13 protein-coding genes and 1 tRNA gene are annotated in these 15,197 nt (G+C 62.7%); 13 read left to right on the plus strand and 1 reads right to left on the minus strand.

From position 1 onward, the window contains the following. Positions 1-68 precede the first annotated feature (68 nt). The 6 genes from topA to H4V99_RS02965 all read left to right on the plus strand — a co-directional run bounded on the left by topA (position 69) and on the right by H4V99_RS02965 (position 7,326). Entirely contained in the window at positions 69-3,119 is a 3,051-nt protein-coding gene (gene topA, locus H4V99_RS02940; RefSeq protein ID WP_280675370.1) for a type I DNA topoisomerase, read from the plus strand. Continuing rightward, complete coding sequence (gene tmk, locus H4V99_RS02945; RefSeq protein WP_280675372.1) at positions 3,116-3,733, plus strand: dTMP kinase; 618 nt, start codon at positions 3,116-3,118, stop codon at positions 3,731-3,733. Before topA ends, tmk begins: the two co-directional genes overlap by 4 nt. 46 nt (positions 3,734-3,779) lie before the next feature. Continuing rightward, positions 3,780-4,919 carry a DNA polymerase III subunit delta' gene (locus H4V99_RS02950; protein ID WP_280675374.1) on the plus strand — a complete coding sequence of 380 codons (1,140 nt, stop codon included), beginning with the start codon at positions 3,780-3,782 and terminating at the stop codon, positions 4,917-4,919. A gap of 33 nt (positions 4,920-4,952) precedes the next feature. After that, positions 4,953-6,488 carry an alpha/beta hydrolase gene (locus tag H4V99_RS02955; RefSeq protein WP_280675377.1) on the plus strand — a complete coding sequence of 512 codons (1,536 nt, stop codon included), beginning with the start codon at positions 4,953-4,955 and terminating at the stop codon, positions 6,486-6,488. A gap of 77 nt (positions 6,489-6,565) precedes the next feature. Beyond that, positions 6,566-7,204 carry a TetR/AcrR family transcriptional regulator gene (locus H4V99_RS02960; protein WP_280675379.1) on the plus strand — a complete coding sequence of 213 codons (639 nt, stop codon included), beginning with the start codon at positions 6,566-6,568 and terminating at the stop codon, positions 7,202-7,204. A 46-nt stretch (positions 7,205-7,250) separates the two neighbouring features. Then, a tRNA-Thr gene (locus H4V99_RS02965) sits at positions 7,251-7,326 on the plus strand. A 162-nt stretch (positions 7,327-7,488) separates the two neighbouring features. Here H4V99_RS02965 and H4V99_RS02970 read toward each other — a convergent pair. After that, complete coding sequence (locus tag H4V99_RS02970; RefSeq protein WP_280675380.1) at positions 7,489-8,376, minus strand: IclR family transcriptional regulator; 888 nt, start codon at positions 8,374-8,376, stop codon at positions 7,489-7,491. Positions 8,377-8,514: 138 nt separating this feature from the next. On the opposite strand from H4V99_RS02970, the gene H4V99_RS02975 reads away from it, so the two are divergent. Genes H4V99_RS02975 through H4V99_RS03005 form a run of 7 tightly spaced genes read left to right on the plus strand, consistent with a single transcriptional unit; the run spans position 8,515 to position 15,168 of the window. Then, entirely contained in the window at positions 8,515-9,177 is a 663-nt protein-coding gene (locus tag H4V99_RS02975; protein WP_280675382.1) for an ABC transporter permease, read from the plus strand. Continuing rightward, positions 9,170-10,210: an ABC transporter ATP-binding protein gene (locus H4V99_RS02980; RefSeq protein WP_280675384.1), complete on the plus strand. Its 1,041-nt coding sequence runs from the start codon at positions 9,170-9,172 to the stop codon at positions 10,208-10,210. Before H4V99_RS02975 ends, H4V99_RS02980 begins: the two co-directional genes overlap by 8 nt. Before the next feature lie 2 nt (positions 10,211-10,212). Further along, positions 10,213-10,998 carry an ABC transporter permease gene (locus H4V99_RS02985; protein WP_280675386.1) on the plus strand — a complete coding sequence of 262 codons (786 nt, stop codon included), beginning with the start codon at positions 10,213-10,215 and terminating at the stop codon, positions 10,996-10,998. A gap of 57 nt (positions 10,999-11,055) precedes the next feature. Next, complete coding sequence (locus H4V99_RS02990; protein WP_280675388.1) at positions 11,056-11,994, plus strand: glycine betaine ABC transporter substrate-binding protein; 939 nt, start codon at positions 11,056-11,058, stop codon at positions 11,992-11,994. Then, positions 11,994-12,566, plus strand: a complete 573-nt coding sequence (gene fae, locus H4V99_RS02995; protein WP_280675390.1) for a formaldehyde-activating enzyme — start codon at positions 11,994-11,996, stop codon at positions 12,564-12,566. The genes H4V99_RS02990 and fae overlap by 1 nt, the downstream gene beginning before the upstream one ends. After that, complete coding sequence (locus H4V99_RS03000) at positions 12,563-13,666, plus strand: mandelate racemase/muconate lactonizing enzyme family protein (protein WP_280675392.1); 1,104 nt, start codon at positions 12,563-12,565, stop codon at positions 13,664-13,666. The genes fae and H4V99_RS03000 overlap by 4 nt, the downstream gene beginning before the upstream one ends. Further along, positions 13,663-15,168: an aldehyde dehydrogenase gene (locus H4V99_RS03005; RefSeq protein WP_280675394.1), complete on the plus strand. Its 1,506-nt coding sequence runs from the start codon at positions 13,663-13,665 to the stop codon at positions 15,166-15,168. Before H4V99_RS03000 ends, H4V99_RS03005 begins: the two co-directional genes overlap by 4 nt. Positions 15,169-15,197 lie beyond the last annotated feature (29 nt).

Genomic DNA, 15,197 nt, shown 5'->3' on the forward strand with positions numbered 1-15,197 from the left:
TACTCCATTCGGGTGTGTATGGTGTGCTGTGGTCTATCAATCGGCCACTACGTATAAAGAGGAGTCTGGTGCCAGGCACGAAGAAGCTGGTCATTGTCGAGTCGCCGACGAAAATGAAGTCGATCGCGGCCTATCTGGGCGACGGGTATGAGGTCTTATCCTCGGTGGGGCACATTCGAGACCTCATCGAGCCGAAAAACCTTCCCGTCGAGCTCAAGAAAGGCACGCTGGGTCGTTTCTCGGTCGATGTGGAAAATGGCTTCGAGCCGTACTACGTGGTGTCCGATGCCAAGAAAAAGACCGTCAGCGAGCTGAAGCGGGCACTGAAGAACGCCGACGAGCTCCTCCTCGCAACTGATGAGGACCGCGAGGGCGAAGCCATCGCCTGGCACCTGCTGCAGGTTCTGCAGCCGAAGGTTCCTGTGAAGCGCATGGTCTTTCACGAGATCACCAAGGAAGCCATCCTTGCGGCCACGGGTAACACCCGCGACCTTGATACGGCCCTCGTTGACGCCCAGGAAACACGCCGCATCCTCGACCGCATCTACGGTTACGAGTTGTCCCCCGTGCTTTGGCGCAAGGTGGGACCCGGTTTGTCCGCGGGACGAGTGCAGTCCGCGGCCACCCGGCTGGTGGTCGATCGCGAGCGAGAGCGCCTCGCTTTCGTCTCGGCCGGTTACTGGGATCTTCTCGCCCGGCTCGCGGCCTCGACCGCGGCCACCGAGCAGGGTTTTGATGCCAAGCTTATGCGCCTGAACGGTGAGCGCATTGCCACCGGTGGCGACTTCGACGACTCGGGCCTGCTGAAGCCCAGCGTGAAGGCCGTCACGCTCGATGAGGCCTCCGCATCTGCGCTCACAGCGGCGCTCACGGCGCCGAACGTGAACATCACGGTGACCAAGGTTGCCTCCAAGCCTTACCGGCGCAGCCCCGCTGCTCCCTTCACCACGTCCACGCTGCAGCAGGAAGCCGCCCGCAAGCTGCGCTTCACCGCGCGTCAGACCATGAGTGTGGCGCAGTCACTGTACGAAAACGGCTACATCACCTACATGCGTACCGACTCGCCGTCGCTCGGGCAGCAGGCCCTCACGGCTGCGCGTACCCAGGCTGCTGCCCTCTACGGTGCCGAGACCGTTCCCGACGCGCCCCGTGTCTACAAGGGGAAGAGCAAGAACGCGCAGGAGGCCCACGAGGCAATCCGCCCGTCCGGCGACATGTTCCGCACGCCTGCGTCGCTGCAGTCGAGCCTGCGCGGTAACGATTTCAAGCTGTACGACCTCATTTGGAAGCGCACGGTTGCGTCGCAGATGAAGGACGCCACGGGTTCGACGGCCTCCGTCACTATTGCGGCCGGCCCGACCGGCGTGGCGTCGCACCCCGCGGCATCCGGTGCCCTCGCCGAATTCACGGCCAGCGGAACCGTGATCACGTTCCGTGGGTTCATGCTCGCCTACGAGGAATCGAAGGATGAGGAGCGCAACGCGCCCACCGATGCCACCGAGTCCAAACTGCCGCCGCTTCAGGAGGGTCAGACTCTCGCGCTGCTCGACCTCGAGGCCAAGGGCCACGAGACGACGCCGGCTGCGCGGTACACCGAGGCGAGCCTGGTGAAGAAGCTCGAGGAGCTGGGCATCGGTCGTCCGTCCACGTTCGCGTCGATTATCTCCACCATCACCGAGCGTGGCTATGTGACCCCGCGCGGCCAATCGTTGGTGCCCAACTGGATCGCGTTCTCTGTGGTGCGCCTGCTCGAAGAATTCTTCGGGGATCTGGTGGAGTACGACTTCACCGCCGAGATGGAAGACGACCTCGACCGCATCGCCGGGGGAGAAGCCAATCGCACCGACTGGCTGACGAGCTTCTACTTTGGCTCTGACAAGCACCGCGGCCTGCGGAATGTGATCGATAACCTGGGTGAGATTGACGCTCGCACCATCAACTCGATCCCCATCGATGACGAGATCACCCTGCGCATCGGCAAGTACGGGCCCTACCTGGAGGTCATCGACCCCGATGCGGCTCCGGATGCCCCGCCCCGCCGCGTAAATATCCCGCCGGAGCTTGCACCCGACGAGCTCACGCCGGCCAAGGCACGCGAACTCATCGATGCACCGGTCATCACGGATCGCGTGATTGGTCTGAACCCCGTCAACGGCAAAGAAATCGTGGCAAAAGACGGTCGCTTTGGGCCGTATGTCACCGAGCTTGAGCCCGCGCCCGTCGTTGATCCCGCTGTGGCGGCGGCCGCAGCGGCAGCCCTCGCGGCCGTACCGACCGAGATCGTGGACCCGATCACCGGCGAAGTCACCCCGGTCAAGCCCAAGCGCAAGCCCGCTGCCAAGAAGGTTGCTGCCGCCGACAAGCCGCGGACGGCATCCATTTTCAAATCGATGGACCTCGCAACCGTGGACCTCGACACCGCGCTGCGCCTTCTGGCGCTGCCGCGCGTGGTGGGCGTGGACCCGGAGAGCTCGTCTGAGATCACGGCGCAGAACGGCAAGTTCGGCCCGTACCTCAAGAAGGGTATCGACACGCGTTCGCTCACCAGCGAAGACCAGATCTTCGAGATCGACCTCGCAGGTGCCGTGGAGCTGTACGCGCAGCCTAAGTATGGTGCACGGCGGGCCTCAAGCGCACTGAAGGAATTTGAAGCGCCCGACCCCGAGAGCGGAAAGGCGATCAAAATTAAGGACGGCCGGTTCGGCGCGTACGTCACCGACGGACTCACCAACGCCACCATTCCGAAGTCCGAAAACGTGGACGAGATTGACTTCGACCGTGCGGTGGAGCTGCTCTCCGACAAGCGCGCCAAGGGACCCGCCGCTCCGCGTGGCAAGAAGGCACCGGCCAAGAAAGCACCGGCCAAGAAAGCGGCCGTGAAGAAGCCGGCCGTCAAGAAGGCTCCCACTGCGGCAGCAAAGGCGGCCACGGCCAAGAAGGCTGCTGCCACACGCGCGGCCAACGCTGCGGCGAAGGCGGCTGCGGCCGGAACCACGGTGGCACCGGTGAAGAAAGCACCGGCCCGCAAGGTGCCGACCGCTGCAGCGAAGGCAGCGACGGCCGCGAAGGCTGCCGCCACTCGGGCTGCGACCGCAGCCAAGAAGGCAGCGGGGGAGTGACCGGGCTCTTCATCACGCTCGAGGGCGGCGACGGCACGGGCAAATCCACCCAGGCTGAGCTTCTCACCGACTGGCTCGAGAGCGAGGGGCGCACGGTCGTGCGTTCCCGGGAGCCGGGCGGCACCGACGTGGGGGTGGAGATTCGCGAGATCGTGCTGCACCACCGCGGCGAAATCGCCCCGCGTGCGGAGGCGCTGCTCTACGCGGCCGATCGCGCGCAGCACGTGGCCACCAAGTTGCGTCCGGCTCTCGCCCGCGGTGAGGTAATTGTGCAGGACCGGTATCTGGACTCCTCCGTGGCTTACCAGGGTGCCGGACGCGTGCTCGGTGCCGACGAGGTACGCCAGCTGTCCCTCTGGGCGGCTGAGGGCCTGCTGCCCGACCTCACGATTTTGCTGGACCTTAACGAAGCGGATGCCCGGAGTCGCCTCGACGCCGCCAACAAGCGCTTTGACCGCCTCGAGGCCGAGAAGAACGAGTTTCACGCCCGCGTGCGCGGTGCGTTTCTTGCCCTGGCCGCCAGCGAACCGGAGCGATTTCTGGTGATCGATGCGGCGGCATCCGTTGACACGATCGCCGCACAGATTCGTGCGCGCGTGACCTCCCTGCTCTGAGCCCGTTGCGGGTGCCGGTGTCGGCGGCCCACGGTACCCTTGATGCATGGCAGTGTGGGAAAACCTGACGGGACAGGCTGAGGCCATCGCGATATTTCGCGCGGCGGCAACGGCCAGCGATACGTCGTCGATGACACATGCCTGGCTTATTACCGGGCCCCCCGGCTCCGGCCGTTCCAACCTCGCGTTCGCGTTCGCGGCCGCTCTGCTCTGCCCCGGAACACTCGATGGCGACCGCGATGCCATTCGCCAGGTTGAGGCACGCACTCATCCTGACCTCAGCGTGCTCACGACCGACGGCGTCATTATCAAGATGAGCACGGTGAAAGAGGCTGTTGCTCGCTCGCAATACTCCCCTTCGGTGGGCCGATACCGCGTGATCGTGGTCGAAGACGCCGACCGCATGGTGGAACGCACGAGCAACGTTCTGCTCAAAGCCCTGGAAGAACCGCCGGAACGCACCGTATGGATTCTCTGCGCGCCCAGTGAGGCCGACCTTCTCCCCACCATTCGCTCGCGCGTACGCACGGTCCGCTTGCGCGTCCCGAGCATCGACGACGTTGCCGACCTCCTCGTGAAGCGGGACGGTGTCGATCCGGTCATTGCGGAGCTCTCCGCCCGGCAGTCGCAGAGCCACATCGGTATGGCCCGACGGCTCGCAACGAACCCCGAGGCGAGGGTGCGGCGTGAGGAGACCCTGAGAACGGCTCTGGGCATCCGTTCGGTATCCATGGCCGTGAATGCGGCCGCGCGGCTTCTCGCCATTGCCGGCGACGACGCGAAGGCCATCACGATTGAACGGGATGCGGCTGAGCGCGAAGGCGTGCTGCGTTCCCTGGGTGTAGAACCCGGGCAGTCCGTTCCCACCGGCCTGCGCAGCCAGATCAAGGCCCTCGAAGACGATCAGAAGCGTCGCGCAACACGAAGTCTGCGGGACGGCATCGATCGAATTCTGGTGGACCTTACCTCGCTCTACCGCGACGTCATGATGGTGCAGCTGGGTCGGGAGCAGGCCGTGATCAACCTCGAGCTTGGTGCCGAGCTGCGGAGTGCGGGGGCGTCCAGCGCACCTGCAGCTACCGTCGCCACAATGGATGCGATAGCGCTCGCTCGCACCCGAATTCAATCTAACGTGGCACCGGCACTGGCCCTGGAGGCCATGCTCGTGTCCGCTATAAGGCGCTAGCGTCCTCTACCTGTGCACGACAGAAGGAACCCGATGACTCCCCACCCTCGTTTGATTGCCGTCATGGCCGGTGCGGTCGTGCTCACGCTCGGGCTGAGCGGATGCGTGTCGGCGTTCACTCCCGACACCGCCCCCACCACGTCCACTCCCACGGGCGAGGCGGTGGATTCGGCGCTCGACCCCTTCTACAGTCAGGTTTTGCAGTGGAACGACTGTGACAACGGCATGCAGTGCACCACGGCCAACGCGCCGCTCGACTACGGTGACCCCGGCGCGGGCACCATCAGCCTCGCGCTCGTGCGTCAGCCGGCAACTGGTGGCAACCGGCAGGGGTCGCTGCTCGTGAATCCCGGTGGGCCGGGGGCGTCGGGCTATGACCTGGTGAAGAATTCCGTGGATTTCGCTACCGACGAAACTCTGCAAGACAGTTTCGATGTGGTCGGGTTTGATCCGCGGGGAGTCGGGCGTTCCAGTGCTGTGGCCTGCTACGAGCCGGCGCAGATGGACGAGTACCTGTACGGCCTGACGACCGCGGCACGGAGAACGGATGCCTGGATCGCCGAACTCGAGGCCTCCTCGGTCGCCTTCGGTGAGGCCTGCGCGGCGAAAACCGGCGCGTTACTCGAACATGTCGACACGGAGAGCGCCGCCCGCGACCTAGACCTGCTGCGTGCGGTTTTGGGGGATGCGAAGCTCAACTATCTGGGTTACTCCTACGGCACCTACCTCGGTGCCACGTTTGCCGAGCTGTTTCCGGACAAGGTGGGACGTTTGGTCTTTGACGGGGCGATTGACCCGTCCACCAGCAATTTTGAGGTGACCGAGCTGCAGGCGAAGGGCTTTGAAAGTGCGCTGCGCGCGTACCTGACGGACTGCCTCGCCGGTGATCAGTGCCCGTTCAGCGGCACCGTGGATGACGCGATGGCGACGGTCGGCGCGCTGCTCGCATCCGTTGATGTCAGCCCACTCACGAGCACTGATGGCCGTCAGCTGGGTGCAAATGCCCTGCTCACCGCCATTATCGCCCCGTTGTATGAGGCCGCAGCCTGGCCGCTGTTGAGTAAGATGTTCACGGCCACGATGACGAACGATGCCTCAGCGGCGTTCAGCCTGGCCGATCAGTACAACGGTCGGCAGACGGACGGGAGCTACCGGGACAATTCGAGTGAGGCGTTCTCGGCAATCAACTGCGTGGACTACGCCTACAACGACGATCCGGCATCCATGCGTGCCCAGGCGGCGGAGATTGAGGTGATGGCGCCGATCATCGGTAGGTACATGAGCTTCGGCGATATCGGATGCGCCAATTGGCCGTACGCATTCACCGGGGAGCGCGGCGAGATCCAGGCTGCGGGAGCCGACCCCATTCTGGTGGTGGGTACGACAAATGATCCGGCTACCCCCTATGCCTGGGCCCAGAGCCTTGCGCGCCAGCTGGAGAGCGGCACCCTCGTGACGTTCACGGGAGAAGGCCACACGGCGTACAACAAGGGCAGTGCCTGCGTAGACGCGGCGGTCGATGACTATCTGATTCAAGGCATCGTTCCGAGCGAGGATCCGCAGTGCTGATCGGGGGCGAGCTGACCGACACGAATTTGATCGCACAGTTCTTTGCCCACTTGGGCTGTTGGTGAAATAATTGGGGCATGTCTGAAGCGCACGAGCTTGGTCTACGTGAGCGAAAGCGACAGGAGACTCGTCGTGCGATTCAGGTTGCCGTGCTCCGGCTTGTGCGACAACGCGGCCTGGATAAGGTCACCGTCGAAGACGTCAGCCGCATGGTCAATGTGTCTCCACGCACATTCTTCAACTATTTTCCGTCGAAAAGCGCTGCGTTCATCGGTGAAGCTCCGGGAATCCCCTCCGACGCTGACATCGAGGCATTCGTCCATGCCGGCGGTGGGACCGAATCGCTGGTGTCCCAGCTGATGGGTCTGCTCGAATCCAATCTTCGTCGCACGGAGGCCGACCGTGAGCTGTATCAGCTGCGCCTTGAGGTGATGAGAGAGAACTCGTATCTCTTTGGCATCTACATGGCGACGATGCGAGACTTCGAGCAGGATCTGGAGCGTATCCTCATCCGTCGCTTCCTGGTCGACCGTCCCGAACTTGCCAGTGACCGGCAGGGACTGGAAAATCGAGCCCGACTCTACGCTCTGGTCGCCACTGCCACGATTCGGCACGGCTGGCTCAGGTGGGCCAACAGTGATGGAACGATTCCGCTCTCCCAGCACGTGCGTTCATCCTTTGATGAGATGTACGAGATGACCCGCCGGAGCGACTAAGCTTATTTCTTGTGTCACCGACTGCCCTACGGGGTGATCTGGTAACGCCGCCTTAGCTCAGTTGGTAGAGCATCTCACTCGTAATGAGAAGGTCGTCAGTTCGATTCTGACAGGCGGCTCCACAAAATATCCCGGAGCCGACAGCACGCACTGGTCGCGATGGCTCAGTTCTTCTCCTGCCGGGTGGCGCTCAGCGGGTTCGCAGTCCACGCCGGCGAAGCGCCAGTACCAACGCGCCAGCTGCAACGAGAGCACCCGCCCGCAAAGGCAGGCGAAAACCGTGATTATGACGTTGGGGGTGCCCCGAGTTGCACGGAGAGCTCCGCGGCGACCCGGGCGGCCAGCGCCCCGGCCTCATGGAGGTGGGTTCCGAGCCGTGTCTTTGGTGCACTGACATTGATCGCGGCGATGATGTTGCGTCGAAAATCAAAGACCGGCGCGGAGACTCCCACGACACCCTTCTCAAATTCCTCGTCGACGGTGGCATAGCCACGACGACGAATGTGAGCAACCTCGCGCTTCAAGCTCTCGAAGTCGGTCACCAGCGGCACTCCGTCATTTTCTCGCGCGGCCGGAGCCATGGCGGTTCCGAGTAGTACCGGAGCCCCAGGGCTGGTCACGGGTTCGTCGCTGCCATGGGCTTCGTACCAGCGCTTCAAATCGTCTTCGGCCCAGTCGCTCACCAGCACACGGCCCGACGACGTGCGCCACGCCGCAGTGCTGACCCCCTCCCAGCCGAGGCCGCGAAATGCATACTCGCTCAGTTCGCTGGCGAGGGTCAGCACGTTCCCCCCACGCAGTACACAGAGGTGAGTGGTTTCATGCGTTGCCGTGACCACACGACGCAGATACGGAACAGATGCCCGAACGAGTCGTGACTCCAGCGTGCGCGCCGCAAGGGCATAGAGCTGGTATCCCAAGCGATAGTTCTGGGTGACCTCGTCGCGGGAGACGAGGCCAAACTCGGCAAGGGTTGCCAACGTGCGTGACACAAGCCCCTTGTCCCGGCCGGACAGTTGCGCCACTCGCAGCACGCCAAACCCTCCAGACGCCTCAGCCTCAGGAGATCCGAGAATCTCCAGGATCTCGAAATCGCGCCGTAATCCTGCAGAGTTCCGGCGGGGCGGGGCTGGTGCTGGTTGGGAATCACGACCCAGGGTGTTGTTCTGCATGACAGCACACTAACCGGCAGTTGCCATATGCGCAATCGTGGTTGTGCAAATACACCCCATCTCGTAGTCTCGCTGTATCCCACCGCCAATTCACACGAATGGCGGTTCACGCAGAGTTGAGTGAAGGAGGCCGCGCCCGTGAACCTAGATTTGAACGGACTCTTGACGTTCTGGGTACGCAGATGGGACGACATTCTGGAATTGGTGGGCGAACACATCGCTGTTGTCGCGGTCTCGCTCCTGATCGCCACGGTTATTGGTGTCGGCGTTGGCATGTTGGTGTGGAACAAACCACTGCCTCGATCTACGGTCATCGCCGCAGCAGGTGTCGCCCTCACTATCCCGTCCCTCGCGCTGCTGGCTCTTCTGCTCCCCATATTCGGACTCGGCTGGATCCCAACGGTCATCGCTCTGGTGATGTATTCGTTGCTGCCCATCGTGCGGAACACGGTTGTGGGGCTGCGTGAGGTTCCACCAGCCATCATGGAGGCCGCCCTCGGTATGGGAATGACACCATTCACGGTGTTGCTCCGGGTGCAACTTCCGATGGCGTGGCCAATCATCCTCACGGGAGTTCGCGTGGCTGCCCAGCTGACGATCGGCGTCGCGGCCATCGCTGCCTACGTCGCCGGCCCTGGCTTAGGGCAGTTCATTTTTCAGGGTCTCAGCTCGCTCGGTTCCAAGAATGCCCTCAATTTTGCCCTCACCGGAACATTTGGTGTCGTGATTCTCGCCCTCGTCGTTGATGCAGCCTTTGTGGCCATCACCCGAACAACCACATCAAGGGGACTCCGTGCCTAAGCAACTGAACACCGCCCTTATCCAGATCGCTGGTAAGACGAGTGGTGCTCTTATCGAGCTCAAGAGCGTCACCAAGCAGTACCCCAACCAGCCTGTGCCAGCTGTCCAGGACTTTTCCATGACCGTGCAACCGGGTGAGCTGATCATGTTCGTCGGGCCGAGCGGATGCGGAAAAACCACAACGATGAAGATGATCAACCGCATTATCGAACCCACGAGCGGCTCCATCTCCATCGACGGCCGCGATGTGCTGTCGCTCAACCCGAGCGAGCTGCGGCGGCATATTGGCTACGTCATTCAACAAATTGGCCTGTTCCCGCACATGACGATTGCCGAGAATATTGCCGTCGTCCCCAAGCTTCTGGGCTGGAGTAAGGGGAAGACAAACGACCGGGTGTACGAACTGCTCACGACCGTGGGTCTCGAACCGGAAGACTTCGCTCATCGGTACCCGAAACAGCTCTCTGGTGGGCAGCAGCAGCGCGTGGGTGTGGCTCGCGCTTTAGCCGCAGACCCTCCCGTGATGCTCATGGACGAGCCGTTTGGCGCGACTGACCCGATCACTCGCGAGAAGTTGCAGGCCGAATTCTTGCGCCTGCAAGCGTCGATTGGCAAGACCATCATCTTCGTCACTCACGACTTCGATGAGGCCGTGAGACTGGGCGACCGCATCGCCGTCTTGAGCAACCGCAGCCAGATCGAACAGTTCGACACTCCCGCCAATATCCTCACGAACCCTGCCAACGACTATGTTTCATCTTTCATTGGTCTCGGCACCGCCATTAAGCGTCTTGTTCTCATTCCGGTCACGGCGGCGAGGCTTGGTCCAGCGAGCGCAGCTCCCCGGACCGCGACAACGGTGCGCACGACCGACTCTTTGCGCGACGCTCTCGACGCGCTCGTGCTGACCGGGTTACCCGCGCTTGCGGTTCTCGATGAGGACAAACGGGTGGTGGGCTCAATTACCGTCGATCAGATATCGGCTGTACTCGGTGCCGAGGTGCCCACCCTCGCCCCTGCAGCGGAGGCGTGACCGTGGTTCTACCTACTGCCACCAGTCCGATGGCTACGGTGAGCCGCCCGGCCTCACGCCGCGCGGAGATCTTGTCGGTGAAGAGGTTCGTCACCCCTGCGGTGGTGCTGATCGTGCTCGCCATCCTCTATTTTTGGCTCTCCAACCGTTCGCTTGATTCAATTGAGTCGCGCACGCTCAACGCGGACTACATCATCGCCCGCGTGCGGGAACACCTCGGACTCACCGTGGTCGCGTCGGCCCTTGTAGCCGTTCTCGCCATTCCCACGGGTATTCTGCTCAGCCGCACCCGTTCACGTGTTCTCAAAGGCACCGTTCTCGCCCTCGCAAACGTGGGACAGGCCACACCGGCAGTTGGCGTCATCATTCTGCTGGCCATCATCTGGCAGACCGGCTATCTCACCGCTCTGGTTGGACTCGTCATCTATTCTTTCCTGCCCGTGCTGCGCAACACCATGGTCGGGTTACAGCAGATCGATGAAAACGTGCGCGAGTCCGCGTTTGGAATGGGCATGACCCGAAATCAGGTGCTCTTCCGCATCGAACTGCCCCTGGCTGTCCCGGTGATCCTGGCGGGGCTGCGCACTTCTCTGGTCTTCTGCGTCGGCGTGGCAACTATCGCAACCTTTATCAACGCCGGTGGTTTGGGCGACATGATCGTCAACGGTCTCAAACTGCAGCGGTACCCCGTCCTCGTTACCGGTGCCGTCCTGGTGGCGTGCATTGCGCTTCTCATCGATTGGATCGCCGCGACTTTCGAAGACGTTTTACGCCCGCGTGGCACCTGAATTTCTTGACTTTTCATCCGAACACAGCCAGTCCCACCCTGCACACGAGGAGAAACCATGAAAAAAACCACTGTCCTATCGATCCTGGCGCTCAGCGCCGTCGGAGCCTTGGCGCTGTCCGGCTGTTCCGCCGGAGCGGCGAGCACGGCGGGAGCGAAGGGTGATGAAGTCGCCGGCCTCACTGGCACCATCGGTGCCAAGGACTTCTCGGAGCAATACATCCTGGCGTACTTGACGAGCGGGCTTCTCAACGCTCACGGCGCTGAGACGGATGCCAACACGCAGGTTGTCGGCTCGGCCAACGTGCGTGCCGCCCTCGAAAGCGACGACTTCATGGGTTACTGGGAATACACCGGAACCTCCTGGATCACCTACAACAACAACACGGTTCCGGTGCAGGGGGAGCAAGCCCAGTTTGACGCGACAAAGGAGGCGGACGCCGCGAACGGGATTGCCTGGCTCGACCCGGCACCGCTCAACAACACCTATGCCTTTGCGATTCGCTCCGACAAGGCTAAGGAACTGGGCGTCACGTCGCTCAGCGATATCGCCACGCTGCCCGCCGCCGATCAGACCTTCTGCATTGAAAGTGAGTTCTCCACCCGTGATGATGGCTGGCCAGGGCTCAAGGCCGCTTACGGCCTCGACATTCCCGACTCGAACGTTGCCCTTCTCGACACGGGAGTTATCTACACGGCCACGCAAAAGGGCGATGACTGCAACTTCGGTGAGGTGTTCCAAACCGACGGTCGAATCACCGCCCTCGACCTCACGGTTCTGACAGACGACAAGGAGTTCTTCCCCGTCTACCAGGGTGCGTTCACGCTCAAGCAGACCGTGCTCGATGAGTATCCGGGTATTGCGGACGTGATGGCGCTCATGAGCGACAAGCTCACGACCGAAGAAATGCAAAAGCTCAACGCGCAGGCTGATGTCGATGGTGACGACCCCGAAGACATCGCGAACGACTGGCTGACGGAACAGGGACTGATCTGATGACCCTGGCCCCTCGTGCAGCCCAAGCCCTGCAAATTGGCGAGAGCTTTGTTGGTGACGGTGTCAACGCTGCCCATGTCAACACCGTCTTCGGTCACCGCGAGGGGCCAGCCGGGGTCGCGTGGGCGACTGCCCTAGCGACTCCCAGTACCGGGCACGTACCCTTCGTCACGGTGCTCCGTCCATCACTGCCCGTAAAACCGCTCACGCTCTTCGTCACGAAAGCCGCCCCGGCGTCGGATGCCCACGGTCTCCTCATTTGGGGACCAGCTCAGGCAGGCATCGCCGCCGGAGTCGCAGAGGCACTGTTCGATGGCACCATTTCCCGCGAACAGGCCGACAGCTGGGTGATCATCGCCGCCGTCTGGGTGAACCCCGCCGCCGATGACGCGGAAGCGGTCTATGCCAACAATCGGCTCTCGGTGCACACCGCTCTGGTCAACGGCACAGCTTCTCTGCCCAGCGCGGATGCCGTGATCGCTGCCCGTGACAGCCCGTCCAACCCGTTCTTCACCCCCGCCGCCAGCGACAACCGGGCGTCGTCCGCGATCCCGTCCGGAGCCTCAACATGAAGATCACGGCGATTCGCCTCACCCGTCTCGCCCTGCCGCTTGATCCGCCCTTCCTGGCGGCCTGGGATCCTATTCCCCGCAGAATCTTTCCGGCCACTCTGGTGCAGGTCGAAACGGATTCCGGGGTCATCGGTGTGGGTTCGGGTGACACGATGGATGGTTTCGAAGCATACGAAGATCTGTTTCTTGGTACCGACCCTCTCCAGATCCTCAACCAGGTACGCCGCATTGAGACCATCAACTTTCACGGCGGACGGTATTGGCCGCTGGAAGCAGCACTCTGGGACATTATTGGTCAGGTCGCTGGGCTGCCCGTCAGCGTGCTTTTCGGTGGTGCACGCGACCGGCTCGCGGCATACGCGTCCTGCGGGGAACTGAAACCACCCGCCGCTCGGGCCGAGTCCGCGCTAGCTGCGCGTGAGCGTGGCTTCAAGGCCATGAAGATCCGTATTGCCCGTGACCGGATTGACGAGGGTATCGAGGCCGTACGGGCCACGCGCGAGGCCGTCGGTCCTCACTTTGACATCATGGTCGACCTGAACCAGATGTGGCGCATGAGTGGTGACATCGAGGCCGCCTTGCCCCTCGCGCGCGTTCGCCGGATCGCTGAGGAGCTCAACGATCTGGGTGTGCTGTGGCTCGAGGAACCCTTACCGCAGGCTGACGTTGTCGGTGCTCGGCGCATCCGCTCGGAAACGGGTATTCAGGTTGCAGCGGGTGAAATGGTGCGCAGTATGGGTGAAATGAATGCGCTGATCGAAGCGGATGCCTACGACATCTATCAACCCGACGTCGTGCTCGCGGTCGGTATGTATCGAGCTCGTCAGGTGGCGGAATCTGCGAACCTTCGGCATCGGCTCTTCACCCCGCACACCTGGAGCAATGGCTTGGGTTTGCTCGCCAACCTGCAGGTGGCAGCGGGGGTAGATGCCGGACCGTACCTGGAATTTCCCTATGATCCTCCCGGGTGGACGCCGGAACGCCGCGACTTTTTTATGACCCCACTCGACATCGACGCGGCTGGCGATCTCGTGGTGCCAACCGCGCCGGGGCTCGGCGCTCAAATCGACTGGACCGCAGTGAAGAGGTACACCCTATGACCAACTGGATCGCATCTGCCGCCGCACTGAAGTTGGAAACCCGGCTCTTCATCAACGGTGAATTTCGGCCAGCCCGTGATGGGGCCACGTTTGACAGTATTTCTCCGCGCGATGGGCGACTCCTGTGCGCGGTGAGCGCGGCTGGCGAAGCCGATGTTGAGGACGCCGTTCGGGCTGCCGCCCGCGCTTTCGAGGCCGGTGTCTGGTCGCGGGCTGACCGACGCGAACGCGCGCGTGTGCTCACCCGGCTGAGCGATCTCATGCTGGAAAATCTTGACGAACTAGCCCTCCTTGAATCGATCGATTCCGGGCATCCGATCGGGGATGCTCGACGAGTGGATGTGCCGCAAGCGGCGCGCACGGTGCGCTGGTACGCCGAGGCAATCGACAAGATCTACGACGAGATCGCCCCCACCCCGCACACCGCCCTTGCGCTGATCACCCGCGAACCACTTGGCGTGGTGGGTGCGGTTGTGCCATGGAACTACCCGCTCATCATCACGGCCTGGAAGATTGCGCCGGCCCTGGCGGCGGGCAACTCCGTGGTGCTCAAGCCCGCGGAGCTCACGAGCCTGTCGGCCCTCAAACTTGCGCAGCTGGCCGTCGAGGCGGGCGTTCCGGCCGGCGTGTTCAACGTTGTTCCCGGGCTCGGACCGGTGGCCGGGCAAGCGCTGGGCCGGCATCCGCTGGTGGACAAGATCACGTTCACGGGTTCCCCTGCCGTGGGTCGCGGCTTTCTCAACTATTCGGGGGAATCCAACGGAAAACAGGTGGCACTCGAGCTCGGTGGTAAATCTGCCCAGGTGGTTCTTGCGGATACCGAGGACCTGGCCGCGTGCGCCGAATCGGTGGCCTGGGGCATTTTCTACAACGCCGGACAGACCTGCCATGGAGGTAGCCGACTCATCGTTGACGAACGTGTTCACGACGAGCTTGTTGATCGGGTGCTCGCAGTCGGGCGCTCACTCGTGCTGGGCGACCCCCTCGACGAGGCAACCCAAATTGGCACGATCGCGAGTAAGAAACAGCTTGACCGGGTGCTTGAATACACTGATGTAGCCCAGGCCGAGGGAGCCGTGGTGCACGGTGGCCGCCGGGTTCATCCGGACGGGCTGGCCGAGGGGTACTACGTGGAGCCCACCGTCTTCGACCACGTCGACAACGCCGGGCGCATCGGACAGGAAGAAATCTTCGGCCCGGCCCTGGCCGTCACCACCGTTCGCGGAGCAGCGGAAGCGGTGCGGGTGGCCAATGCCAGCGCCTACGGCCTTGCGGCGAGCGTCTGGACACGTAACATCACGACGGCCCATACCGCGGCCCGGGAACTGCGCGCTGGAACGGTGTGGGTGAATACGTTCGATGCCTCTGACATCATCACTCCCTTTGGGGGCTTCAAGAATTCCGGGAGCGGCCGAGACCGGTCTCTGCATGCCTTCGACGCCTATACCGCGCTGAAAACCACATGGATCAACCTCGGTACGCCGCAACTCCCCACTGACTAACCTCCTCACCACTGACTGAATTGAGAAAA

This window comes from Cryobacterium sp. CG_9.6 (assembly GCF_029893365.1).
Taxonomy (GTDB): domain Bacteria; phylum Actinomycetota; class Actinomycetes; order Actinomycetales; family Microbacteriaceae; genus Cryobacterium.